Genomic DNA, 24,122 nt, shown 5'->3' with positions numbered 1-24,122 from the left:
GAGGTCACAAGACCATACCGGTGCATTAGAGGGTGCGTTTATCGATTACCTTCTTGCTCTTGTCCCGCAGTGTTTGCGGGGCCACCAGCTTGACGCGCGGCGAGATGTTCAGATAATCCTTCATATCCTTGACAATTCTTTTTTCAATGGTCTGAAGTTCTTTGACGCCGCCCGATTCACTGAAGAATTTGTCGCCGACTTCCACATGCAGCTCAACGGCATCCAGCGCCCCGACCTTATCAATAATCAATTGGTAATCCGGTTCGACGCCTTCAATATCTTTGAGAATCGCTTCCACCTGAACGGGAAAGATATTGATGCCGCGGATGGTCAGCATGTCGTCGCTCCGCTTGAGCACGCGCTCCATCCGGATATGGGTGCGGCCGCAGCGGCAGGGTTCGGGTATCAGACGCGATACATCGCCGGATCGGTAACGGACAAGCGGAAAAGCTTCCTTGGTCAGGCTGGTAAAGACCAGTTCGCCTTCTGCTCCTTCCGGCAGGGCCTCGCCGGTTTCGGGGTTGATGGTTTCGACGATAAAATGATCTTCAAAGATGTGCATGCCGCGGCGGCCTTCCAGACATTCGCAGGCAAGGCCCGGTCCCATCATTTCCGGCAGGCCGAATATATTAAGCGCTTTGATGCCGAAGGCGTTTTCTATGGCGTCACGGGTGGCGTCGCTCCAGAGTTCGGCTCCGAAGAGGCCCACGCGCAGTTGCAGAGATTTCATATCCACGCCCATCGCCTGGCCTTCCTCCGCCAGATGCAGGGCATAGGACGGGGTAGAACACAAAACGGTCGGGCCGAAATCCTGCAGGAGAAGAATTTGTCTTTTGGTGTTGCCGTCGGACATGGGAATGACGCTGGCGCCGATTTTTTCAATCCCGTAATGCAGGCCCAGGCCCCCAGGGAGCAAACCGTAACTGAAGGCGTTATGGACAATATCGTTTTTGGTCAACCCGGCGGCAACCAGGGAGCGGGCGGTCAGATCCGTCCAGGTTTCTATATCACGTCTGGTATAACTGAATACGGAGGACCGTCCGGAAGTGCCGGATGAGGCGTGCAGGCGGACGATGCTGCTCATCGGAACGGCAAAAAGGCCGAAGGGATAATTGCTCAGCAAATCCTGGCGGGTGATAAAAGGAAGCTTTTTTAAATCGTCAAAAGAACGAATATCATCAGGGGAAATTTTGGCGGTGTCCAAAGACTTTTTATAATAACCAACGGTATGGTAAACCCGTTGCAGGACCTGTTGAAGCCTTTTGACTTGCAGGGCTTTCAGTGCTTCGCGCGGCAGGGTTTCAAATTCTTCATTGTAAATCATCGGTGCGTTTCCCCTCCTTAAAATAATGAATATTCATGCAAAGTACAAAAGATGCCTGGAGCATAAGGATGTCTTAAGATTGTGAAAAGCGCAGTCCGCTTCTTTGTAAAGAAGCTTAACAAAACTTTCTGTTTGTAGCAAGGCTCTTTCAAGAGTATTGCGGGGTGAAAAATTCGAATAATTGAAAAAAAGCAAATTATTCTTTACTGAGACCGACCGGTTGTGTTACGTCAAAAAGGAATATTATTGTCGGGAATTGCATTCCGGAAACTATCAGAACCTTCATGGGTTTTTTAGAAAAGATGAAACTTACCATCAGCCGCAAATTGTTGTTAGGTTATTTGTTTATGGCCATGCTGACTGTGCTGTCCAGCGCCTACGCCTTGTTCAATCTGGAGAAACTCAGCGGGGTCGCTTACAATATTACGAATCATAATTATGTATTGATGGAAAACTCCAAAAAACTGATGGATATTCTGTTGGCTCAGGAAAGCGCCGAAAAGAAATATTTAATTCTGAAGGACCCTGAACTGGAGCAGATCTTCTGGAAGCGCAGCAGCGAATTTAAAGAAGAGCTGGCCAGGACAAGCAGTTTAAGGCTTGACCGTAAAACAAAAAAAACCGTGGCCGAATTGGAGGCCTCGCAGAATCGTCTGAAAGAATTGTTCGCGGAAGAAAAATTATTGGTGCAAAACGGCCAGCTGCAGGAAGCTCAGATTATTTCCGATACGGCGGGCAGGGCCGCCATCGATGATATGGCAATAAAACTCAGAGACATTCAAAAGAATATGGACAGGGCTATCAATGATGAAATGAATATGATCGCCCGGCAAAGTTCGACGGCTGTCAGCATGACGATGGGGCTGGGCTTATTGAGTTTGATCCTGGGCATTACGCTGGCGCTGATCATTACCCGCAATATTTCCAAGCCGTTAAAACAGTTGCAACAGGCAACCCGGTTGATTGCTGAAGGCAATCTGGATCACAAAATTGAAGCAAGACGGGATGACGAAATCGGCGCGCTGGCGCAGTCTTTTGCCCATATGACAAAAAGGCTCAAGGTGCTGGAAGCGCTTAATCTCGATGCCAGTCCGCTCACCGGGCTGCCGGGAAATCTGGCGATTGAAAACAGGATTGAACAGTTATTGGCGAAAGGGAAATCATTTTCCCTCTGCCAGGTGGATCTTGACAATTTCAAACCATTTGCCGATAAATACGGGTATGCGTGGGGCAGCGAAGTTATTAAAGAGGTTGCCGATATCCTTCAAGGCTACATCAGAGAAGCGGAGCTCGCTGATATATTTCTCGGCCATATCGGAGGCGATGATTTTGTCGTCATTGGCAACCCTGATCACGTTCAGTCCATCTGCAAAAGACTGGTAATGGATTTCGAAAAACGTATCCTCAGTTTCTATGAATCTCAGGACGCGCAAAACGGATATTTCATCGGTAAAAACCGCCAGGGAATTGTGCAAAAATTTCCATTAATTACGATTACGGCGGCGATTGTCACCGACGATGGCTCACGATTCAAAAACCCGTTGGATATGGCCAGGCTGGTGGCGGAATTAAAAGAATATGCCAAAATGATGCCCGGCAGTAATTACGTTACGGAAGAATATGTTGAAAAAAGAAAATTATCTCAGCCGCAGAACTTATGAAATACTCTGGAGTTGAAAAAGTGTTCATCCCTTTCAGGAGAATCATCTGTTTCATTATCACAACCGCTATGCTGGCGGGATGCGCAGCAAGCGCTGTTATGGAAAACGCGAATGACAAGACGGGTGCAAAAGGAAAATCCAGCCGGATGTTCAATAAAGCGCCGTCGGATAAAGAGCTGTTTGAAGAGGCCCTGTTCTGCTTGAGTAATGATAAAAAAGAACCGGATTATCAGGAGGCGCAAAGCAAATTGCAAAATCTGGTTTCGCAATTTCCAAACAGTCATCTGACCACCGGCGCAGAGGCTTTATTATTAACCCTGGACAGAATTTCCGCATTGCAAACCGCATTAAAAAAGGAAAAACTTAAAACTCAGGGGGAGCAGGTAAAACTTACAAAAGAAATTAGCAGGTTAAAAGAAAACGCCGAACAGATAGAAGGAAAATATTCGGTGGAAATCGTAAAATTGCAGCAGGAAAATGAGCAGTTGAAGAAGGATATCCAGCAATTAAAGAATTTGGAAATTCAGCTGGAAAAAAGAGAGAAAATGATACGGTGATTTTAAGCGGATTTCAGTGAGCAGCCGGATGCAGAGATTCGTGCTGATCGAGTGCTGAAATCAGGCAAATCAACTGATGATCAAAGAGATAAAAAGCCCGGATATTCAAAAGGGGATGAATTTGTTTTTTAACGCTCCGCATTCAGAACACCCGCATCGTCATGGTCTGACGCTTTTCCCAATATGGTTGAAAGAAAGTGATGATTCATCTTTGAAAGGATGGATCTGAAAATTCGTTTTGCTTTTTTCCCTAAGACCCTGTTATAAATATTAAATGATTAAGACGATTAAAATAACCGAACTTAAACTGGGCATGTATATCAACCTGCCCACTTCCTGGCGCGCCCACCCGTTTTTACGAAACAGCTTTACCATTACCTCAAAGAAGCAAATCCAGAAGCTGGCTGATTACGGTATAAAAGAAGTCAAGATTGATGAGGTTAAAGGGTTGCCTGCCAATACGGCTATTAAAGAAGTAGAGCAGCCGGAAAAAGACTTTTCTCAGGATTATAAGGTGGTCGCCGAAAAGTTGCATGAGGTGCTGATCGATAAGAGCATTGAGCCGGCTAAACGGGCTGAAGCTATTCACATGCGGACAGCCGATATGATGAAAAACATGTGGGAGAATCCCACGCCTGAAAAAATAGGGCAGTTTAAACAGAGTGTAGCCGGTGTTGTAAAATTGGTCCTTTCCGAGGATGCCACCAACAATTACTTATTAAATATCACCTCCTATGATTATGATACGTATATTCATTCCGTTAATGTCGGTGTGCTGGCTATATCTCTGGCAAAAGTTGTTTTAAAGAAGGAAGACAAGCATGATCTCAATGCGCTGGGTGCAGGATTTTTTCTCCATGATTTAGGGAAAATACATATCGATGAGTCTATTATCAACAAACCCGGAAAACTCACCGAGGAAGAAATGAATATTATGCGCAGACATCCGGGCATGGGATTTAACCTTTTGCTGGAAACAAAGCAAATCAGTGAAGAAAGCAAACTGGTCGTATTGCAGCATCATGAACGCTATAACGGTTCAGGCTACCCGAAGAAGCTGCGCGGCGAAGAAATTCATATTTACGGCCGCATTTGTTCAGTTGCGGATGTTTTTGACGCGCTGGTTTCCAAACGGCCGTACAAATCACAGCTGAGTCATTTTGAAGCTCTGAAGATTATGAAAAACGAGATGATCGAACATTTTCACAAGGATGTTTTCGAGAAATTTGTCATGATGTTTAAATAAATATTCAATCCATTCCAGGTTAGTGTCTCACTGGTATAAAAAATCCACCTGCAAAAAAATATCTGTCACCGTCACTTTCACCGGTTATAACCGGTTGCACGGAATAGCCGGGTCTACAACCTCATCACCAGGCTTGTATTTCGCGATTTTCAATAAGGCGGCTTCGCAGGGTGAAAGCGCCGGATTACCGGGCTTTCACCCCCCGTTGCAATTATAAATAATTTTTACTTCTTTAACGTCGGTGCGAAGCTTTTGTAGGATTCATCGATCTTCGGCATTTTGACGCTTTCCTCGATCAGGGGAAGCTTGCCGTAGGTGGTATCATCCTGCCACCCGTCCATGTGCGCGGCGCGACGGGCTGCCGCCTGGAGTTTCTTCCAGTTGGCGCTGCCGTACAGGAACATCTCCTGGGCCGCCATCGATCCTTCACCGTGAATCGTATCAACCTGCCAGTGATTGCCGGTGCAGTCTTTAATGAGCCGCAGGATGCGCAGCCGCTCCTCGGTGGAAACGCCGTCTTTTGCCGCCAGATATTTATCGATGAACGGCGCTATCTCGGGGTTCTTCCAGTCGCGGTAAGCGGGCACGGTGGTTGTTAATCCGCCGCCGATATCATGCATGTGCTGGCACATTGTATGGAAGTTGCTGGCGTAGGTCCACTTCGAAGCATTGATGGCCATCCGGTTGGGCATCATCACGTCCATGCCGAATTCCGTGATCGGATCGAGACAGGCCTGTTTGGCCAGCAGTTGCACGGTCTCCGTGATATAGGCCATCCAGGACAGCTTCTTGCGTACATGCGGAACATTCTGAACGCCGTTGTATTCGGCGATGAGGCTTGCGGCGCCGGTCATCAGCTCCAGCGTTCCCGTCATTTTGCAGGTGCCGAAGAGGCGATGATAGCTGGCAAAGGCATAGGCCAGAACCTGGGAGTACTGCCACTCGCCGCACATGAAGACCCGTTCCCAGGGAACAAAAACATCGTCAAAAACGATCAGCGACTCCGAAGGCTGCAAGTGGTCGGAGGCGGGATAATCGAATTCGCATTCCTCTCCGTACATCCTCACATTCGGCTCCACGGCCAGAAGCTTCACACCGGGCGTGGCAACGGGGATGGCAAAGCCCAGGGCGTAATCCTTATCCGCTTCGCCATGGGTGCGGCAGGGCAGACACAGAAGCTCGTTGGCGCAGGGGGAGGCGCTGATATGCACCTTGGCGCCGCGAACCACAATGCCGTCTTTTTGCCGGTCCACGATTCTCAGATAGAAGTCTTTATGCTGCTTCTGTTGAGAGGGGTGCAGACTGCGGTCTCCCTTCACATCCGTAATGGCGCCGGTCAGGGCCAGATCGTTTTTCTGCAGGTATCGCCGGTAATTCTCGACACGCTCAATGTAGTTGGTGCCCAGTTTCTTGTCCATCACCTCCGCGGCGACACTGAAAGAGGCTAGCGCGTCGGCGCCCATGCAGTGCACTAGTACGCCGCCGCCTGTGCGCATGCCGGTCATGTAGCACTCCCGGCGCCTCAGCATATCCTGAGGTGTTTTCGGGGAGGTCAGCAGGAAATTGATATCTTCGCCGTCTTTATCTTTGGTGACAAAAATATCCCGGTAATCGGGATGATTCGGCAATACATAATCCATGGCTGCCATTCTGACGATGGTGCTGATCGACGGATGGGTTCGGACATCGGTGACTTTTTCTCCCAGACACCAGACCTCCCGGCCGTCATTTAAACTTTCCAAATACTGTTCTACAGTTTTTATCATAATCTTCTCCTTAAGCTTTATTTATCGGATAACAAAAATCAGGCAGCCTTCCATGCCGATATTATTTTTTGCTTTTAGCAATTTCCTCGTCACGCAATATCTTGCGAAGGATCTTGCCGACGGCGGATTTCGGCAGTTCTTTGCGGAATTCAACCGTCTTCGGCACTTTATAGGGCGCGAGTTTCTGTTTACAGAAATCAATAATTTCCTTATCGGTTGCTTCTTCACCCTCTTTCAAGACGACAAAGGCTTTGACGGTCTCACCGCGATAGGCGTCGGGAACACCCGCGGAAACCGCCTCGGCGATTTTGGGATGCTGATAAAGAACCTCGTCAACCTCGCGGGGATAAATATTGAAGCCGCCCGCGATGATCATGTCTTTCTTGCGGTCAACGATGCAGAAATAGCCGTCTTCGTCCATGGTGGCAATATCGCCGGTGCTGAGCCAGCCGTCTTTCAACTGGTTTTTCGTCTCTTCGGGATTGTCCCAGTAGCCCTGCATGACGGAGGGACCTTTCAGCAGGATTTCACCCGGCTCACCTTGTTTAACCTCCTGAAGACCTGTTTCGATATCCACAAGACGGACCTGGTTGTCGGTAACCGGGCAGCCGATGGACCCGGCCTTATGGCGGAGAATCGGGCTCGAGATCCCCACGGATGCCGTTTCACTCATCCCCCATCCTTCACTGAAGAAGATGCCCATGTCTTTGACTTTCTGAATCAACTCCAGAGGCATCGGCGCGCCGCCCGAGCTGATCAGGCGAATACGGGAACCAAGGTCCAGTTCGGCGGCTTTGGGATGGCTGATGATCGCCGTGATCATCGTCGGCACGGCAGGAAAATACGTGATCTGGTTGAATTGGGCAATGATCGTCATAAATTCTTCCAGTTCAAAACGCGGGAACAGGATTTGCGTGCCGGCATTGAACATGGACCAGTTCATGGCAAAGGTATTGCCGTAAACATGGAAATAAGGAATGACGCTGATGACGGAGCGTTCGGCATGGGGAACGTAATTGGTGACGGCACTGCCCCAGAGACAACTCTGGAAAACGCCCGACACGATATTCGAGTGAGACAAAAGGGCGCCTTTGGGCAATCCCGTCGTACCTCCCGTGTACTGAATCATGGCCGGATCTTCGGAATGAACGGCCACTTTCGGTATACTCTCATTGGTATTGGTCTCAATGAGTTCCGAAAAATGGTGCCAGCCTTCTTCCAGTTCCAGGCTTTTGGCCGTACTGACCGGCAGACCCTGGATGTAGTCCGTTACCTTCGTGATGATCACATTTTTCAACTTCAGTTCTTTGGCCAGAGGCCGCATTACGGGCAGAACCATGTCAAAGGTGAAGAGGGTTTGCAAACCTGAATTTTCCATCATGAATTTCAATTCGTCATGTGTGTACATGGGGTTCATGTTCACGACGATGGCGCCCGCGGACAGCGCCGCATAATAGGCAATGACGTACTGCGGACAGTTGGGAAGCGCGAGGCCGATGCGGTCTCCTTTCTTAACGCCGAATTTGATCAGCGCGTTGGACATGCGCAGCATCTGGGAGCGGATCTGCCGGAAGGTCATCTCCGAACCATAAAAATTTGTTGATGCTTTACGCGGATACATGGCGGCAGCAAGATGGACCAAATCCTGTATGGGAATTTTCGGATACTGAATCGTTTTCGGGACACAGTAATCGTAACAATTTAGCCAGGGTCTTGTTTCAAACATGTGTAACCTCCTAAAAAAGTTTATTTATCCACGCTCATCAGAAAAATTATCAGTAAAAATCCACTCTGAAAAACATGGGATCTATTTTGTCCGGTTCTATCTTTTTCATCCTGCCGTTACTAATACATAAAAATTTATTAATATTCAATATATTTTAATTTAAATATAAAACATAAATATTAAATAGTTACAGATTTAAATAAAACATACGTTTGTATTTTTTATCCAGATCTGCTAAGCTGCATCCGTTTTTACGGGTAGAACAGTTTTCCGTGAAGGACGTGAAAAACAAGACATTGAACTGACGGATGCAAAAATTTATGGGTTCCGGAATTGTCATGGCGGGCGCTTTGAAAAATCCGCTTTCCGCCCCGATGGGCACAAAGTTATTCGCCGGGTTTTCCAGCGGCTCGACGCCGCTTGATCATTTGTACGGAACTTGATTTTAAAGAAAGGCTCTGGTAATGAAACGTCCTGTCTCATGTAAAAAAGTTGAATTAACAGAGCCCTGCGTATCACGGGACCCCATGTCATCAAAGACCATCACCTTCTCTCGATGATCCGGGTCAGAGTCATATGCAGCGGGCCAGTCACGCATTGGCGGTGTTAATGACAAAAATACTTTTAGCATAACTTTATAAATGAGGAACTCATGGCCAAAACCAACGACAGTCACCCTGTTACAGAAACCGCCGCAGGAAAATCCGGGAGCACCCGTCAGGACCCTGTCAATAAAAGGCAGCAGCTGATTATAAAAAAAGCATCAAAATTATTCATTAAAAAAGGGTATTCCCAAACCACCATGCGCGACATCTCCAAGGCAACTGGCATCAACCTGGGAAATCTGTATAGTTATATCAGCAATAAGGAAGACATTCTTTGCCTTGCTTTTGACATGTATCATGGGCCCGCGATGGATTGGTTCGTACAGGAAGGTATTTTGGAAATCGACAATCCTGATTTGCAGTTGAAAACAGCTCTCCGTCAGATGCTGGAAATGATTCATGACGCCATGAATGATGTTCTGATGATGTATCGGGAAACCAGAGTTCTACCCCCCAAATTTTTGAAAATCGTTTTAAAAAAAGAGAATGAACTGATCAAAATCTTTGAGGGCATTATTGCCAGGGGAGTCGAAAAAAAGGTTTTTAATGTCCGGGATCCTTTTTTTGCAGCCAACATGCTTGTCTTCCAACTATCGCTTTATCCCCTGAGAAGCTGGAATCTTGATAGATACACCCGTGAAGAATATCTGAACCTGGCTGAGGAAACCATTCTGAAAGCGATCATCCCGTAATCCATTTAAATATTGAGGGAGAAGATGTCTGCCATGAATAATCCGGAAAACCTCGATTTCTTATTTCATCCCCAAACGATCGCCATTGCCGGCGTATCGGAGAATGCCAACAAGTTTAATTTCGGCCTGAAATATCTTGAAGGGTTGACCGAGTTCGGCTTCAAGGGAAAAATCTACCCGATGAATCCCACCGGCGGCGAAATCATGGGAAGGACCATTTACAAAAGCGTTAAAGATATTCCCGATCAGGTGGATTTCATTATCTCGGCCATCCCTGCCCCCTATACGCCGCAGCTGGTCACCGATGCGGCCGAAAAAGGCGTCCGGGCCATTCATTTCTTTACCTCAGGCTTCAGCGAGATTGAAAACGCCGAAGGCAAACGTCTGCAGGCGGATATTATCGCCAGGGCCAGGAAGGGCGGCATCCGCGTGATCGGTCCTAATTGCCTGGGCTTCTATTGCCCGTCCGGCGGACTGAGTTTTAATGCCGGCTATGACAAAACCGCGGGGCCTGTGGCCATGATCTCCCAGAGTGGAGGCAATGCCGCGCACTGCATTCAGGAAGGCAACAGCAGAGGCGTGTTTTTCAGCAAAGTGATCAGCATGGGCAACGGCGCGGATCTCAATGAATCGGATTTTCTGGAATATCTGACGCAGGATGAGGAAACGAAAATTATTACAGCTTACATTGAAGGCGTGCACCAGGGGCCGCGGTTCTTCAAAACGCTCAAAGCTGCCGCTAAAACAAAGCCCGTCGTTATTCTGAAAGTCGGCACTTCGGAATCCGGAGCCGAGGCGGCGGTATCGCACACAACGGCTATGGCCGGTTCCGATCAGATATGGGAGGGCGTGCTTGCGCAGACGGGAGCCATCCGTGCAGGCTGCATTGAGGAAATGATGGATATCGCCCTGGCGTTTCAGCACATGCCGGCGCCCACGGGAAACCGGATAGTAATTGTCGGGATCGGCGGCGGCGCCAGTGTGATCCTTGCGGATGAATTCAGTCGGACGGGACTGGAGCTGCCAAGGATCAGCAATGATCTGCGGCAAAGCCTGATTGATGTGTTTTCCTCGGAAGCCGGACGGATCTTTAAGAATCCGATCGACCTCAATAATTTTGAAACGCCCGACAAATTCTTCAAAACCATGAACACCCTGGATCAGTCTGAAGAAGCCGACATGCTGATTATCCATGTGGCGTTTGACCATTTCGGCCTGGTTTCCAACAAAGAAAAGGAATTCTGGGTGGGCTCATTTCTCCAGCTGATCGGTCAAGTCAAGAAGGGTTTGAACAAACCGCTGGCGGTGATCCTGCACAGCTACAGCTCCGCGGATATGAAGCTGTTGGCGCAGAAAGCAGCTATGGAACTGTCCGCCGCGGGAATTGCGGTCTTCCCTTCAATCCAGCGGGCGGCCATCGCTTTGAGCAAATTCACAAGCTACCACGCAAAGATTAAGGAAGACGGATAAATCATCAAGACTGAACAGGCAGCGATCAATCCTGTGCTTCTCTGCGGGATCGATCACAGCAAATGGAAGGACCGTGAGGATAAGAGCATGCCATTTGAGCAGGAACTGGATCAGCTGGAAAAACGCAGGGAAAAGGCCCGCCGGATGGGCGGACCCGCAAAAATCAAAATACAACACGACAAGAATAAATTGACCGCGCGGGAACGGATACCGCGTCTTTTGGACCCCGATACCTTTCTGGAAGTGGGGATGTTCAATTGTTCGGACGTTCCGGGCATGGAAGATAAAACGCCCGCGGACAGTAAAATAGGCGGTTACGGCAAAATCAACGGCCGGCCTGTGGCAGTCATCGCCAATGACTTTACCGTCCTTGCAGCAACCAGCAGCCGGGTGGCCGCGCGCAAGGAAGTGGATATCAAAAGTGAAGCGGTTCGCAGAGGCTTTCCGCTGGTCTATCTGGGCGAGGCCGGCGGAGCGAGAATGCCCGACATCATGGGGGCCAAGGGGCTGGCGTCCTTCGGAGGCGGCGGCTATGACACCTTTGTGCAGGCCATGAGCCGCGTGCGCAAGTCGCCCCAGGTCACTGCCATTATGGGGGAATGCTACGGTATGCCCACCTGGATGGCGTGCCTTTCGGATTTTGTCGTCCAGGTCAAGGGTAGCGCCATGGGCGTATCCGGGCCCCGCGTGCTGGAACTGGCGATCGGTGAAAAGATTTCGGATGAGGAGCTGGGCGGATGGAAGGTCCATGCGGAAATCACCGGCAATGTAGACCGCGTCGCGGAAAACGATGAAGAATGCCTGGACATCATCCGTGAGTATTTAGCCTATATGCCCGCGCATTGTGATGAAAAGCCGCCGGTCATGGCGGTGCCTGATGGTTCCGGCAGCGGCATGGATAAAATCCTGAATATTCTGCCGGAAAAAAGAAACCGCGCTTATGACATGAATAAGATTTTAAGCACGATTGTCGACGGCGGCATTTTATTTCCGGTCAAGCCATCTTTTGCCAAAAGCGTCATCACGTCACTCGCGCGGTTAAACGGCGAAGTGGTCGGCATTGTCGCCAATCAGCCGTCTTTCGGCGCCGGCGCAATCGACACCAACGGCATCGACAAAATTACCAGCTTCCTGGTTTTATGCGATTCCTTCAATATTCCTCTGCTCTTTTTCGAAGACACGCCGGGATTTCTGGTCGGGAAGGAAGCGGAGCGCAACCGTGTCGGCGCCCGGGTGATGAATTTCATGAATGCCCTGGGGCAGATCACCGTTCCCAAGATTACGGTGATTGTCCGCAAGGCTTATGGCATGGCTTTTCACACCATGGCCGGACCGGGATGCAGAACGGATTTTATTGTCGCCTGGCCGACGGCCGAGGTGAGTTTTGTCGCGCCGGAGATCGCCGCCAATATTGTCTTTGCCGGAAAAATGGCCAATTCGCCCGAGCTCAAAGAACAAAAAGACAAGTACATCTCAGAGATGGTCAGAGACAGCGCCCCCTATTCGGCGGTCGGCGCCCATTTCTTCCACGACGTCATCGACCCGCGCGAGACGCGCAATTACCTTATCCGCGCCCTGAACATCTGCGTGGATCAGCGCACGGGAGGTATCGGCGAACACCGGCTCGCCAACTGGCCGACCAAGTTCTGATACCGCGCAGATCAGGAATGAAACGCCGGAAATACCTTCCGGCAGTGAATCGTGCAGGATCATCCTGCAATAGAAAGGAACGAACATGGATACTTTCCCGTGGTGGAGTGAAGCCCAGATCAAACTGGCCGAGGACGCCGGGAAATTTGTCGACGATGTGCTGATGCCGGTGGGCATGCGCGGCATCGTAAAAAATGAATTCGCCCGGGAGGCTTCAAAGCTGATGGCCGGACAGGATTGGTTCGGCGCCCTGGTCCCGAAAAAATACGGCGGCCATTTTGAAGACTGGGGTGTGACGGGTGCGGCGATTCTCAACGAAGAAGCCGCCCGCGCCGGTGTGGTCGGCCCATTGGGGACCACCATGTTCGGCAGCGCTACGCAGCTGCTGCACAATGGAAACGAGGAACAAAAACAGAAGTGGCTCCCGAAAATGGCCAAAGGAGAGCTCTTAGGATGCATCACCATGACGGAGCCTTATGCGGGCTCCGATATCGCGTCGATCGAATCAACGGCCGTGCGCGACGGCGACAGTTATATCATCAACGGGAAAAAAAGATTTCAAACAACCGCTGCGGCGGCCGATCTTTATCTGTGCTATTTCCGGACCAGCCTCAAACCGGAGGACCGGGCTGCCTATCGTCATCTGAGCGCTTTTGTCGTGGAGAAAGGCGCTCCCGGCTTCCATATCGAGAGAGTCAATGACATGATCGGCATGTTTGGTAATTACAACGGTAATCTGACCTTCGATCAGGCCAGGATTCCCGTGTTCAACCGTCTGGGGCAGGAAGGCGACGGATGGAAGATCATGATGGGCGGCCTGAATGTCGAAAGAATTTTGAATGCCGCCCCGATCCTGGGCATGATGCGGGAGTGCATCCGTTATACCAAGCAGCATTTGGAAAGAAGGTTGCAGTTCGGCCGCCCCACCGGCGATATCGCCACCAACCAGTTCAAGCTCGCGGATATGATTTCGAAGCTTTACCTCGGCAGACTGGTGATGTACTATTCCTGCCACTGCATCGACCTGGGACGTGAAATTCCTGTTGAGTCCGCCATCTCCAAGCTCTTTGCGGCTGACTCGCTGATGGAGACGGCATTGGAAGCCATCCAGTGCATGGGCGGAAACGGCGCTCTGAAAATTTATCCCGTGCAGCGCATCATGCAGGACGCCAAGCTGACGCAGATTGCCGCGGGAACCTCGGAAGTCCTGAAACTGCTCATCTATCGTCAGGGCACCAAACGCCTGAAAGACGATTTGAAAATCCCACAGCGGATGATCGATCCCGACCTGAAAGTTCCGCTGCCTGTCGGTCAACCGCCGGCCCGCACCAAAGCCCGCAGCGAAGCGGATGTGCTGCAGATTCTGGCGGAGAATTACCGGGTTAATCCGGGATTGCACATGACGATGGACGACATCCGGGAATGGCTCGAAATTACGGATGCGGATCTGATCAAATACCTTGAGATCCTGGAAGCAGCAGGAAAGGCGGGCCTGTACCGCACCCGCCAGGGCATTGCTCTGGCCAGAGTGACCCTGGCCGGACTTCAACTGGCTCATCCTCCGGAGTATTATCGATATATCCCCGAATGGGCAAAAGCGGAAGATATGTTTTAACGTCCTTATTCACGGTTCCATACCAGACATGATGATGTTCTCGTAAACCGGTCAAAAAAAACCGGAATCGGCACGGGGCCGATTCCGGTTCATTGAAAACCAGCAGCAAGTGTGATTACAGATCCCAGGCTGCGCGCGCGCCTTCTTCCGTTGCTTCAATGATTCTTCTGGGCTTGCCGGCATCACCGACAACGGCAAAGGGAATCCCGAGTTTCTCCAGAACGTCCTTGAGTGCGTTGACGGGCTTCATTCCAACGGCGACCACTACCTGATCAACAGGAGAAATCTCGGACAGTTCACCTTCCATGCTGCATTCGACGCAGCCGTCGCCGATGCTCTTGACTTCCACGCCGAAGATCATCCGGCATTTTCTTTCCCGCAGACGGTTATGCAGCATGTAACCATGGGACGTGATTTTCAGGACGGGTGAACGTTTCAGCATTTCCACTATTGTAACTTGAATCCCTTTTTCGCTGAGATAATCCGCCACTTCCATACCGATCAATCCGCCGCCGATGACGACAACATTTTTTCCGGGCGCCACCCGGCCGTCGAGGATCTGCCACGCGTCACAGACAAAAGGTTTGTCGATTCCCGCGATGGGCGGGACAAGCTTTTCTCCGCCGGTTGCCACGATCACAAAATCAGGTTTACCGTCGGCAAGCAGCGCTTCCGTGACCTCCGTCTCCCTCTTGATGGTCACTTTGGATTTTTCAACCTGGCCTGCCTGCCAGTCGATCCATTCGCCGTAGATTTCCTTATGCGGGGGAACCTGGGCATAACGGATCTGACCCCCGAGGGTTTTTTTCTTTTCGAAAAGGGTTACCTTGTGGCCGAGGCGGCAGGCCTCGGAGGCGGCAATTAGGCCCGCGGGGCCCGAACCGGCAACCCAAACATTCCGGGGGGTGGCTGCGGGGCCTTTGGGATAGATCGTTTCCTGGCCTGTTTCCGGATTGATGGAGCAGCGAATGTTTCCTTCTCCAAGCATTTCTCTTTCAATGCATCCCTGGTTGCAGGCAATGCACTGGCGGATGTCCGCCGTCCGTCCTGCTTTGGCTTTGATGAGAAAATCCGGGTCGGCTAAAAACTGCCGTCCGAAAGCGATCAGATCGGCGTCGCCGCGGGCGATGGCCTCGTCCGCCGCCGAAGGATCGGTAAAGCGGCCGACGGCAATGACCGGCGCGGAAGTGACATCTTTTATTTTTTTGGCCAGCCAGACATTAAAGCCGGGTGCGTATTCACCGGGCGCCTGGGTGATGCCGCCGGGGCTGCCGTGTGTGCCGAAAGACGCATGGATCAGGTCGGCGCCGGCCGCTACGATATCCGGGATGATGGTCTGCATATCTTCCACGCTGTAGCCGCCCTTGATAAATTCCTGCGCGGACAGCCGGATGGAAAGGGGATAATCCGCGCCAACCTGTCTGCGGACTTCCGCGATGACTTCCAGAACAAAACGGGATCGTTCCTTCAACGTTGTTCCGCCGTATTGATCGGTCCGCTGGTTGGTCAGCGCGGAGAGAAACTGTGTTAAAAGATAGCCGTGAGCGCCATGGATTTCCACGGCGTCAAACCCGGCTTCGCGCGCCCGGCGGGCGGCCGATCCGAAGCAGGCAATGATTTCCTGGATATCGCCAAGCGTCATTTCCCTGGGCATGCCCCTGAAAACAATACTCGGTATCGGCGACGGCGCCATTGCTTTGCCCTTGCCCAGCATGTAGAGGCTTTCGCGACCGGTATGATGAATCTGCATGGCAATCCTGCAGCCTTCTTCATGCGCCGCCGCCGCCATTTTCGCCAGCCCCGGAATAAAGCGGTCGTCGTAGGCGCCAAGCTGGTTTGGGCCGACCACGCCTTCGGGATGAACACCGGTGATCTCCGTGATAATCAGGCCGGGCTGCCCTTTGGCGCGGCGCGTCAGGTATGCCAGATTCTCTTCACTTACCGTTCCATCCTTATTTCCCAGATTCGATCCCATAGGGGGCATGACAACCCGATTGGGAAGTTCCAAAGATCTGATCTTGAGAGGCGATAAGATGCTTTTCAATGTACTCATCATGTTCTCCTTATTTACGGTCTCTTTTAAATTAAAATGATCATGAATGAATGGCCTGCCCGCCGCCGATGACCATTTCCTTACCGGTCATAAAAGACGCTTCCTCGGAGCACATCCACAGAACAGCCGAGGCGATTTCTTCGGGCTTGCCGAATCGCTTCATGGGAACCAGTGCCATGGTTAAATCCTTGATCTGGGGATTTTGCTGCCATGGTTCTTCCAGCATGGGGGTATGGATAAATCCCGGGCAGACGGCATTGATGCGGACTTTCCTGTGAGCATAATCGAGAGCGGCGGCCCGGGTCAAACCCAGTACGGCATGCTTGCTTGCCGCGTAAACAGACAGGCCGACTTCCGAGCAGATGCCGGCGATGGACGAATTGTTGACAATGGCGCCTCCGCCCTGTTTCAACATCCGCGGAATTTCCTGTTTCATGCATCGCCAGACGCCTTTTAAGTTGGTGTTCATCATCCAGTCCCAGTCTTCCATGGTTGTATTGATGATCCGCCTCATCGTGGGTGAGCTGACCCCGGCGTTGTTGAAGGCGCAGTCCAGCCGGCCATACTCATTATCAATGACCTGAAACAGATTTTCAATGTCTTTTATCCGGGTGATGTCGGTTTGAATAAACCGGGCCCGTCCTTTTTCATTTTCTATTTCCTGCACGACGGCGTTGCCCTTGTCTTCCCGGCGGGCGGCGATAACCACCCGGGCGCCCTCGCGGGCGAACATCAGCGCCGCGGCGCGGCCGATTCCCGAATTGCCTCCGGTGACCAAAACAACTTTGTCCTGAAATCGATTTGCTTTCAAAGTTTATCTCCTTTCTCGTGAAACAGCCATCAGGATACGACCCCCTGACCGCCCGCTACCACCAATTCTTTTCCTGTCATAAACGACGATTCGCCGGAGCAAAGCCAAAGAACCGCTCCCGCAATCTCTTCCGGCTCGCCCATTCTTCTCATGGGTGTTTTGGCAATCAGCATGTCATTCATTTTAGCGAATTGGGCCATGGGGGCTGTGAGCATTTCCGTGCGGATCGGTCCGGGGCATACGGCATTGACGCGGATGTTTTTATGGGCGTATTCCAGCGCCGCCGTTTTGGTCAATCCGATGATGCCATGTTTGCTGGCGCAGTAAGATGCTAACCCGTATTCTCCCGTCACGCCAAGCACCGAGGCGGTGTTCACTATCACGCCGCCGCCCTGCTTGAGCATCACGCCTATCTCCTGTTTCATGCAAAGCCATGTCCCGCGGAGATTGGTATTGACGATGTCGTCCCATTCCTCTTCGGTGATCTTTGCGGCGGGCGGCATACCCATTGAACTAAGACCGGCATTATTAAAGGCGACATCCAGACGTCCGTAGCGGGTTGTGATTTCCTGAAAAAGCCTGTCGATTTCCTCGCTGACCCGGATATCCGTTTTAATGAAGACGGCTTTTCCGCCATTGGTTTCTATTTCGCGGACAACTTCACGGCCGAGATCTTCCCTTCGGGCGGCAATGATGACGTGTGCGCCTTCGCGGGCAAAGGCCACGGCTGTGGCTCTTCCTATCCCGGAGGTGCCGCCTGTCACCAGCACCGTTTTATGGTCGTATCTTTTGATTTCCAATAGTTGCTCCTTTCTTTTATTGTCTTTCTTTATTAAATTATCAATGGTAATAACAGTTTAATGATTCTTAATAAAACAAGCGTTTTATTTTCGTTATATGAATCCGTTTGTCCTGTCAAGTTGTTTTAGATATTTTCTTTATGATTTAAATATATTAGGAACTTAAGCAATAATAATTCTTGACAAATTGACCTCCCTTAAATAATGATTAAAACATACGTACGTTTTATTTACGTACTTGTAGAACGAAAAGATAATATGAAATATTAATAAATTAAATGGAGGAGGTGTTTTATGATTAAATCAAGACTGTGTGACCTGATTGGAATTAAGTATCCGATCATTCAGGCGGGGATGGGCCCTTTCAGCAATAACAACCTTGGCGTTGCAGCGGCCAATGCCGGCGCATTGGGCCTGCTTTCCACAAGCGGTTTAACGGGCAGGGACATGCAACCTTTTGTTTACGATGCCTGGATCAAGACGGCCGAGGCAAATTTGGATGATGATATTGCCACCGCAATGGAGAAGGTGCTGAAGCGGACATATCGTCTCACGAAAGACAAGGGAGGCGTGTTCGGCATTAACGTCATGGTCGCGGCGGAAATGGCGGCCGAAGCAAACATCATTGTTGATGCAGCCATCCGGGTGCGGGAAGCGAATCCCGAAATGAAGAAAAACTTCAAAGTCATCTTTACCTCCGCCGGAGACCCGGTAGGCTGGCATGACAAAATCAAGGGCGCCGGGTTTACCTGGATGCACGTTGTACCCTCCGTTAAGGGCGCTTTGCGCTGCAAGAAAGCGGGCGTTGACGTGATTGTGGCATCCGGTCACGAAGGCGGATTCCATACCTCGTGGGAGCCGGTGCATTCCATGATCCTGCTGCCCGCGGTGGTGGAAGCCGTTTCGGATGAAAAGACGCTCGTCTGCGGAGCCGGTGGATTCTGTGACGGTAAGACACTCGCCGCCGCACTGGTGCTGGGCGCCGACGGTGTTCAGATGGGTACGCGGTTCCTGGCTACACAGGAAAGCGATTTCCATTTGATCTGGAAAGAAGCTGTTGTGGCCGCTCAGGATAGAGGGACTCTGGTGGCCCGTGGATTTGTCGGACCGGCCCGCTGGTTGAAAACCCCGCGCAGCGAAGAGCATGCTGTCAACACGCTCGCAAAATCGCCCGGCGTCTTCTTGGGGACACCCGACGACTTTACGACAATTGATATGTCCCTGATTCAGTATGAGATTGAATCCATCAAGGCTGTTTATGACGGTGATAAGACAAAAGCGTTGATGGCAGCCGGCGAAGCGGCCCAGCGGATCAACGATATGCCCAAGGTAGGCGATATGGTTGAGACCATTGTCCGGGATGCGGAAGATATTCTTCGCGGCATTCAGAAAAAATATCTTGCTTAAACAGAAGAGACTGAAACGAATAATAAACATACGTACGTTTTATTATCGGGCTTTTAAAACTGCGTATGTTTATGAAATAACAAGATAATATAAATAAATTGATCTTGTTGACAATGAATAATAATTAGTATAGGGAAATAGACAGCGTCGTGGATGAACGCTGCTATTTTACAACATGTCGAAGCAGTTGCATATCAAACAATGTACTGCCCCGGGTAACCGATAAAATGAAACCGTAAGATGCACTCATGAAAAAGATCTTGAATCCCAGTGACAGCAAAGAAGTAAACAGAGTATTAAAACATTCTGCATCTTCATTACTGTTTCCGGGAATGACAAGATATGCTTCTTGCGGCTCCATCAATTTTGTAACAAGGAGGAAAGTAAAATGAAGCAAATGGGTAAGTATTTTTCGGTTGTTCTTCTCGCTCTTGCGGTATGTGCTCTGGCTGCCTTTAGTCCGTCTACGGGCTTTGCAGCCAAAGCAGCTAAAGTGGACAAGAAAAGCAGTGCAGCACCAGCCGCCGCCGTCTTCGATGCTAATAAAATGTCGAACATGTCGGATTATGATCCGGGCAGCCCCGTGACTCCCAAGGGCGATACGATTAAAATTGCCGTCGTCGCCGCCTTCTCCGGGCCAAGCGCATACAACGGGCAGATCTACTTCGCCTTGGTGCAATGGGTGGCCCATGACATCAACAAACGCGGCGGCATTATGGTAGACGGCAAAAAGAAACTGATTGAAGTCATTAAAGCGGATCACATGTCCAAAGTGGATCAGTGCAAAAAGGTCACGGAACGCATGGCCCTGCAGGAAAAAGTTCATTTCTTCTGGGGAACAGACGGCAGCCATTTCATGAAGATCATCAATGAGACGGCTAAGAAATACAAGATCATCGCCATCAATGCCACGTGCATGTCTGATGATCTTCAGGACGCGGTCAATTTTTCACCCTACTCTTTCCATGCCACCTTCTCCACTGAGTCAGTCGCACGCGGGTTAGCCTACTACTACGGCCAGATCCGTAAAAAAGAGAAAAAATTCTATATTCTCAATCAGGATTACGCTTTCGGCCGTCAATTGGCGGAAGACTTCAAGAAGGGCCTGAAGGAATATTATCCGGACGCGCAAATCGTGGGCGAAGATTTTCATAAACTGTTCCTGACCGACTACGCCCCCTACCTCACCAAAGTCAAAGCCTCCGGCGCCGAAGTTATTTTTACGGGGGACTGGCTTCCCGATGCGGGAAACCTGTTAAAGCAGGCGCGGCAGATGGGCATCATGCTGCCTTTTGCCAACGTTTACGTGGATGAGCCCAACTACCTCAACGAAACAGGCGTCGCGGGAACCAAAGGCCTCACCAATATCAGCGCCTATTATGATTCAACTCCGTTCTTCAAAACAAAAGAGCATATCAAGTTCTATACGACATGGAAGGAACAGCAGAAAAAGTGGAAAACCCTTCCTTACAGCAGCATCGCGTTTCAGCATTTCACGGCTAACGCCGCCGCCTGGGTCATGACCACCTACTGGGCGATGAGTGTTATGGAACGGGCGCAGAGCACCGATCCGGAAAAGATCATTAAAGTCTGGGAAAATGACAGTTACCAATACATCAACGGCAAAGTCGTTAAAATGAGGGCCTGTGATCACAAGGCTGTCATGGATCTGGGCGTCACCGAATATGTGCCGCCCGAGCAGCAGAAAGTTGCCATGAACATTCCCCCCTACTACTGGTTCAAGAACGCTTCCTATACTGGGCCGGTTTACAAGGTTCCTGCTGCCAAGGTTCTTCCCTGGATGGACCAGAAATTGGACCGTTGCAAGGGAAAGAATGACTGGGGCCAGTAGCAGCAACGCCAGCGCCCGCCATTCTGAGATGCTGTAAAATTGGCCAAATGGCAGATCAACCCCGCATCAAAACGGGGGTTGATCTGTCCATCCTTTAGAAAGCTCGGCAACAGGACCATCCAGAGCAGTTCCGGTTTAAGTAATGAAAGGAAGTAAAGAATGGATCCAACTTTATCGATGTATATTTCGCAGGGCATGCACGGGATTGCCTACGGCATGATATTATTTTTAATTGCCTCGGGATTGAACATCATCTTCGGAATGATGGGAATACTGAACATGGCCCATGCTGCGTTTTTCATGCTGGCGAGTTATTTCTGCTACCAGATTGTAGGTGTGACGGGAAGCTTCTGGCTCGGGCTGATTTTTGCGCCGCTAATGACGGCCGGGCTGGGTGTATTCATGGAGCGGGTTTTTTTGCGTCGTGCCCATGCCGCGGGACATTTTGGGGAGTTGATCCTGACAATGGGTATTGCGGCGGTCATCGTGGCGGCAATCAAGAAGATCTGGGGTTCGGAAAGCCTGCCACTGCACGTTCCGGACATCCTGCAGGGAATGGTGGATATCGCCGGCGTGAGCTACCCGGTTTACCGGCTGTTTGTCATCGGGTTGGCGCTGGTCGTTCTGGCTTTCATGATGCTCCTTTTGTACCGGACGCGTCTGGGTAAGATTGTCCGGGCAGCGGTGTCGGACCGGGATATGGTCAATGCCCTGGGGATTAATATCAACCTGGTCTTTATGTTTGTATTTGGCGTCGGCACATGGATGGCGGGACTCGCCGGTGTGGCCATCGCGCCGATCCTGACGGTTTTTCCGGGACTCGCGGACCAGGTGGGAATGGATGCTTTTATTGTTGTGGTGACGGGAGGATTCGGTTCTCTGGCCGGAGCTTTTATCGTCTCCATTATTTTCGGACTGCTCAGCTCCTACGGCGTCCAGTTCGTCTCTCAATTTGCGCCGGTCCTGATGGTTTGTTTCATGGCCCTTGTTCTGGCGTTTCGTCCTAACGGACTATTCGGAGCGAAGGATCGGTGATGATGAATAAGACTACAAAAGTGACGGCCTGGCTGGCAGGCCTTATTTTATTGATTTTTATCCCCAAGTTGATTGGGGTTTACTATATGAATATGATGGTGACATTCGCCATCCTTGCCGTCTATGCGGTATCTTTGAACATGCTGCTGGGGTACACGGGGCTTTTGAGCTTCGGGCATGCGATGTTCTTCGGGATGGGAGGATACGGGACCGCCCTGGCGCTTACCCATATCGACGGAATCGGCGTCCTTCCGGCCATCGGTATCGGCGCCATGGCATCAATGATTCTGGCTTTGGTTCTCTCCCCCCTCGTGGTCCGGGTGAGCGGAACGGCTTTTGCCATGCTGCATCTGGCGTTTGGTCAGTTGATGTTTGTTCTGGCGCTCAAGTTATATAAAGTAACCGGCGGTGAAGACGGGATTGGAAACTTTCCGATGCCGGGAATCTTTACCGAAAGCCTGAAGACTTCTCCCGAACATTTCTATTTTCTGGTGATGATTGTGATGGGAGCATGCACATGGCTGATGTGGTTTATCACCAAGACCCCCTTCGGCCAAATCCAGGTGGGAATCCGCGACAATGCCAAACGCATCGATTACCTGGGGTATAAAGTGCCGCAGACAAAAGCGGTGGTCTATACGCTCTCGGCAACATTTGCCGGCGTGGCGGGGTCATTGTACGGCTTGTCCCACAATCTGGTCTCGGCCGACGGATCGCTGGGATTGGGAATGTCTTTTGCACCGATCATAGCAACCATGATTGGCGGCGTCGGCAGCTTTTTCGGACCCATCCTGGGCGTCGCCATCTTTCAGGGAATCGACGAGCTGATTCTGCGCTACACGGAAAGTACGGAACTGGTCATGGGCGTGATCCTGATCCTGGTGGTCATGTTTCTGCCAACGGGCTTTATGGGACTTATCAGAAAGCTGAACATCAAATGGAATGCCCGGTCCGCAAAAAAGGCTGAAATGGAGAAGGTGTCATGAATATACTGGAAACCAAAGATTTACAGCACAGTTTCGGCGGATTGAAAGTGTTGTTCGGCGTCAATCTGCAGGTGGAAGAAGGAGAACGGCACGCGGTGATCGGCCCCAACGGCGCGGGGAAAACGACTCTGTTTAATGCCATAACGGGTACATATAACCCGACAGCGGGAAAAGTGCTTTTCAAGGGAAAGGACATCACCGGCTACAAGCCCCATCAGCTTTCGCGGATGGGCATGGGACGGTCGTTTCAGATCACCAGCACATTTACGAATCTGACGGCGTTTCAAAACATCCGGCTGGCGATTCTCTCCAAAGACGGCGTGCGTTTCAATTTATTCCGAAACGTGGATAAAATGAAGCGGCTGACCGAAGAGACGGAAGAAATGTTGAAAAGGATCAATTTGTTCGAGGACCGGGATACGCCGGCTGCCGCATTGTCCTATGGAAAATCGCGCGCCCTCGAAATCAGCATGGCGCTGGCAACGGATCCTGAGCTGGTGCTGCTCGACGAATTTGCGGCGGGAATGTCCAGAGAAGAGACTCAGGATGCAGTTGCGCTGATCCGGAAATTGACCCAGGGCAAGACTGTGGTCATCATCGAACATGACATGGACGTGGTCTTTTCGCTGGCGGACCGGATTACGGTTTTGCATTACGGAAAGATTCTGGCAACGGGAACACCGCAGGAAATCCGCAATAATCAGGACGTAAAGGATGCCTATCTCGGCGATCTGGAAGTTTAAGATGAAATGGCTTCGGAAAAAGGCCATATGCCGGGTCCACCTTCAGGTAACGTTGCGCTTCATTCCGCGGACTTCGCGCGCCTTGCCTCCGGCACTTTTTGCGATGCCATAAAACCTTTAAGA

At 50.7% G+C, this 24,122-nt stretch carries 19 protein-coding genes; 12 read left to right on the top strand and 7 right to left on the bottom strand.

What is annotated here, in order from left to right; all coding sequences use genetic code 11:
• Nucleotides 1-25: 25 nt before the first annotated feature.
• Nucleotides 26-1,324 carry a phenylacetate--CoA ligase gene (locus CVU71_12070; GenBank protein ID PKN18240.1) on the bottom strand — a complete coding sequence of 433 codons (1,299 nt, stop codon included), beginning with the start codon at nt 1,322-1,324 and terminating at the stop codon, nt 26-28.
• A 284-nt stretch (nt 1,325-1,608) separates the two neighbouring features.
• On the opposite strand from CVU71_12070, the gene CVU71_12065 reads away from it, so the two are divergent.
• From CVU71_12065 to CVU71_12055, 3 genes are all read left to right on the top strand, one after another.
• Nucleotides 1,609-2,985, top strand: a complete 1,377-nt coding sequence (locus CVU71_12065) for a hypothetical protein (GenBank protein PKN18239.1) — start codon at nt 1,609-1,611, stop codon at nt 2,983-2,985.
• A gap of 68 nt (nt 2,986-3,053) precedes the next feature.
• Nucleotides 3,054-3,542, top strand: coding sequence for a hypothetical protein (locus CVU71_12060; protein ID PKN18238.1), 489 nt, complete (start codon nt 3,054-3,056; stop codon nt 3,540-3,542).
• Nucleotides 3,543-3,816: 274 nt separating this feature from the next.
• Nucleotides 3,817-4,788: a hypothetical protein gene (locus tag CVU71_12055; protein ID PKN18237.1), complete on the top strand. Its 972-nt coding sequence runs from the start codon at nt 3,817-3,819 to the stop codon at nt 4,786-4,788.
• A gap of 224 nt (nt 4,789-5,012) precedes the next feature.
• On the opposite strand, the gene CVU71_12050 is transcribed toward CVU71_12055, so the two are convergent.
• From CVU71_12050 to CVU71_12040, 3 genes are all read right to left on the bottom strand, one after another.
• Nucleotides 5,013-6,554, bottom strand: coding sequence for a hypothetical protein (locus CVU71_12050; GenBank protein ID PKN18236.1), 1,542 nt, complete (start codon nt 6,552-6,554; stop codon nt 5,013-5,015).
• Nucleotides 6,555-6,615: 61 nt separating this feature from the next.
• On the bottom strand, nt 6,616-8,280 hold the full coding sequence (locus CVU71_12045; protein ID PKN18235.1) for a long-chain fatty acid--CoA ligase: 1,665 nt from the start codon (nt 8,278-8,280) through the stop codon (nt 6,616-6,618).
• Between the two features lie 187 nt (nt 8,281-8,467).
• Nucleotides 8,468-8,662 carry a hypothetical protein gene (locus tag CVU71_12040; protein ID PKN18234.1) on the bottom strand — a complete coding sequence of 65 codons (195 nt, stop codon included), beginning with the start codon at nt 8,660-8,662 and terminating at the stop codon, nt 8,468-8,470.
• Between the two features lie 270 nt (nt 8,663-8,932).
• On the opposite strand from CVU71_12040, the gene CVU71_12035 reads away from it, so the two are divergent.
• The 4 genes from CVU71_12035 to CVU71_12020 all read left to right on the top strand — a co-directional run bounded on the left by CVU71_12035 (nt 8,933) and on the right by CVU71_12020 (nt 14,312).
• A complete protein-coding gene (locus CVU71_12035) occupies nt 8,933-9,577 on the top strand; it encodes a hypothetical protein (GenBank protein ID PKN18233.1) in 645 nt (214 codons plus the stop codon).
• A 24-nt stretch (nt 9,578-9,601) separates the two neighbouring features.
• Nucleotides 9,602-11,047 (top strand): hypothetical protein, encoded by a 1,446-nt coding sequence (locus CVU71_12030; GenBank protein ID PKN18232.1) that lies wholly within the window; start codon nt 9,602-9,604, stop codon nt 11,045-11,047.
• An 87-nt stretch (nt 11,048-11,134) separates the two neighbouring features.
• A complete protein-coding gene (locus CVU71_12025) occupies nt 11,135-12,697 on the top strand; it encodes a carboxyl transferase (GenBank protein ID PKN18231.1) in 1,563 nt (520 codons plus the stop codon).
• Nucleotides 12,698-12,782: 85 nt separating this feature from the next.
• Entirely contained in the window at nt 12,783-14,312 is a 1,530-nt protein-coding gene (locus tag CVU71_12020; GenBank protein ID PKN18230.1) for an acyl-CoA dehydrogenase, read from the top strand.
• Nucleotides 14,313-14,427: 115 nt separating this feature from the next.
• On the opposite strand, the gene CVU71_12015 is transcribed toward CVU71_12020, so the two are convergent.
• Genes CVU71_12015 through CVU71_12005 form a run of 3 tightly spaced genes read right to left on the bottom strand, consistent with a single transcriptional unit; the run spans nt 14,428 to nt 17,976 of the window.
• Complete coding sequence (locus CVU71_12015; protein ID PKN18229.1) at nt 14,428-16,368, bottom strand: NADH:flavin oxidoreductase; 1,941 nt, start codon at nt 16,366-16,368, stop codon at nt 14,428-14,430.
• Nucleotides 16,369-16,405: 37 nt separating this feature from the next.
• Nucleotides 16,406-17,176: a hypothetical protein gene (locus tag CVU71_12010; GenBank protein PKN18228.1), complete on the bottom strand. Its 771-nt coding sequence runs from the start codon at nt 17,174-17,176 to the stop codon at nt 16,406-16,408.
• Nucleotides 17,177-17,205: 29 nt separating this feature from the next.
• The gene (locus CVU71_12005) at nt 17,206-17,976 is read right to left on the bottom strand and encodes a hypothetical protein (protein PKN18227.1); all 771 of its coding nucleotides are present in this window, start codon (nt 17,974-17,976) and stop codon (nt 17,206-17,208) included.
• Nucleotides 17,977-18,270: 294 nt separating this feature from the next.
• Here CVU71_12005 and CVU71_12000 point away from each other — a divergent pair, with 294 nt between their 5' ends.
• The 5 genes from CVU71_12000 (at nt 18,271) to CVU71_11980 (ending at nt 23,999) form a co-directional block, all read left to right on the top strand.
• Complete coding sequence (locus CVU71_12000; GenBank protein PKN18226.1) at nt 18,271-19,383, top strand: hypothetical protein; 1,113 nt, start codon at nt 18,271-18,273, stop codon at nt 19,381-19,383.
• 388 nt (nt 19,384-19,771) lie between these two features.
• Entirely contained in the window at nt 19,772-21,235 is a 1,464-nt protein-coding gene (locus CVU71_11995) for a branched-chain amino acid ABC transporter substrate-binding protein (GenBank protein ID PKN18225.1), read from the top strand.
• Nucleotides 21,236-21,394: 159 nt separating this feature from the next.
• The gene (locus CVU71_11990; GenBank protein ID PKN18224.1) at nt 21,395-22,270 is read left to right on the top strand and encodes a branched-chain amino acid ABC transporter permease; all 876 of its coding nucleotides are present in this window, start codon (nt 21,395-21,397) and stop codon (nt 22,268-22,270) included.
• A gap of 2 nt (nt 22,271-22,272) precedes the next feature.
• Nucleotides 22,273-23,256, top strand: a complete 984-nt coding sequence (locus CVU71_11985) for a branched-chain amino acid ABC transporter permease (protein PKN18706.1) — start codon at nt 22,273-22,275, stop codon at nt 23,254-23,256.
• Nucleotides 23,253-23,999: an ABC transporter ATP-binding protein gene (locus CVU71_11980; protein PKN18223.1), complete on the top strand. Its 747-nt coding sequence runs from the start codon at nt 23,253-23,255 to the stop codon at nt 23,997-23,999. The genes CVU71_11985 and CVU71_11980 overlap by 4 nt, the downstream gene beginning before the upstream one ends.
• Nucleotides 24,000-24,122 lie beyond the last annotated feature (123 nt).

Source organism: Deltaproteobacteria bacterium HGW-Deltaproteobacteria-6, from assembly GCA_002840435.1.
Lineage (GTDB): Bacteria > Desulfobacterota > Syntrophia > Syntrophales > Smithellaceae > UBA8904.
This window is presented reverse-complemented; position numbering and strand designations above follow the sequence as displayed.

Bases quoted from the DNA above. Each gene is read 5' to 3' on its own strand.
- CVU71_12030 (PKN18232.1), top strand. From the start codon at position 9,602: ATGTCTGCCATGAATAATCCGGAAAACCTCGATTTCTTATTTCATCCC.
- CVU71_12050 (PKN18236.1), bottom strand. From the start codon at position 6,554: ATGATAAAAACTGTAGAACAGTATTTGGAAAGTTTAAATGACGGCCGG.
- CVU71_11980 (PKN18223.1), top strand. From the start codon at position 23,253: ATGAATATACTGGAAACCAAAGATTTACAGCACAGTTTCGGCGGATTG.
- CVU71_11985 (PKN18706.1), top strand. From the start codon at position 22,273: ATGAATAAGACTACAAAAGTGACGGCCTGGCTGGCAGGCCTTATTTTA.
- CVU71_12070 (PKN18240.1), bottom strand. From the start codon at position 1,324: ATGATTTACAATGAAGAATTTGAAACCCTGCCGCGCGAAGCACTGAAA.
- CVU71_12025 (PKN18231.1), top strand. From the start codon at position 11,135: ATGCCATTTGAGCAGGAACTGGATCAGCTGGAAAAACGCAGGGAAAAG.
- CVU71_12065 (PKN18239.1), top strand. From the start codon at position 1,609: ATGGGTTTTTTAGAAAAGATGAAACTTACCATCAGCCGCAAATTGTTG.
- CVU71_12000 (PKN18226.1), top strand. From the start codon at position 18,271: ATGATTAAATCAAGACTGTGTGACCTGATTGGAATTAAGTATCCGATC.
- CVU71_12045 (PKN18235.1), bottom strand. From the start codon at position 8,280: ATGTTTGAAACAAGACCCTGGCTAAATTGTTACGATTACTGTGTCCCG.
- CVU71_12060 (PKN18238.1), top strand. From the start codon at position 3,054: ATGCTGGCGGGATGCGCAGCAAGCGCTGTTATGGAAAACGCGAATGAC.
- CVU71_11990 (PKN18224.1), top strand. From the start codon at position 21,395: ATGGATCCAACTTTATCGATGTATATTTCGCAGGGCATGCACGGGATT.
- CVU71_11995 (PKN18225.1), top strand. From the start codon at position 19,772: ATGAAGCAAATGGGTAAGTATTTTTCGGTTGTTCTTCTCGCTCTTGCG.
- CVU71_12020 (PKN18230.1), top strand. From the start codon at position 12,783: ATGGATACTTTCCCGTGGTGGAGTGAAGCCCAGATCAAACTGGCCGAG.
- CVU71_12055 (PKN18237.1), top strand. From the start codon at position 3,817: ATGATTAAGACGATTAAAATAACCGAACTTAAACTGGGCATGTATATC.
- CVU71_12015 (PKN18229.1), bottom strand. From the start codon at position 16,368: ATGATGAGTACATTGAAAAGCATCTTATCGCCTCTCAAGATCAGATCT.
- CVU71_12035 (PKN18233.1), top strand. From the start codon at position 8,933: ATGGCCAAAACCAACGACAGTCACCCTGTTACAGAAACCGCCGCAGGA.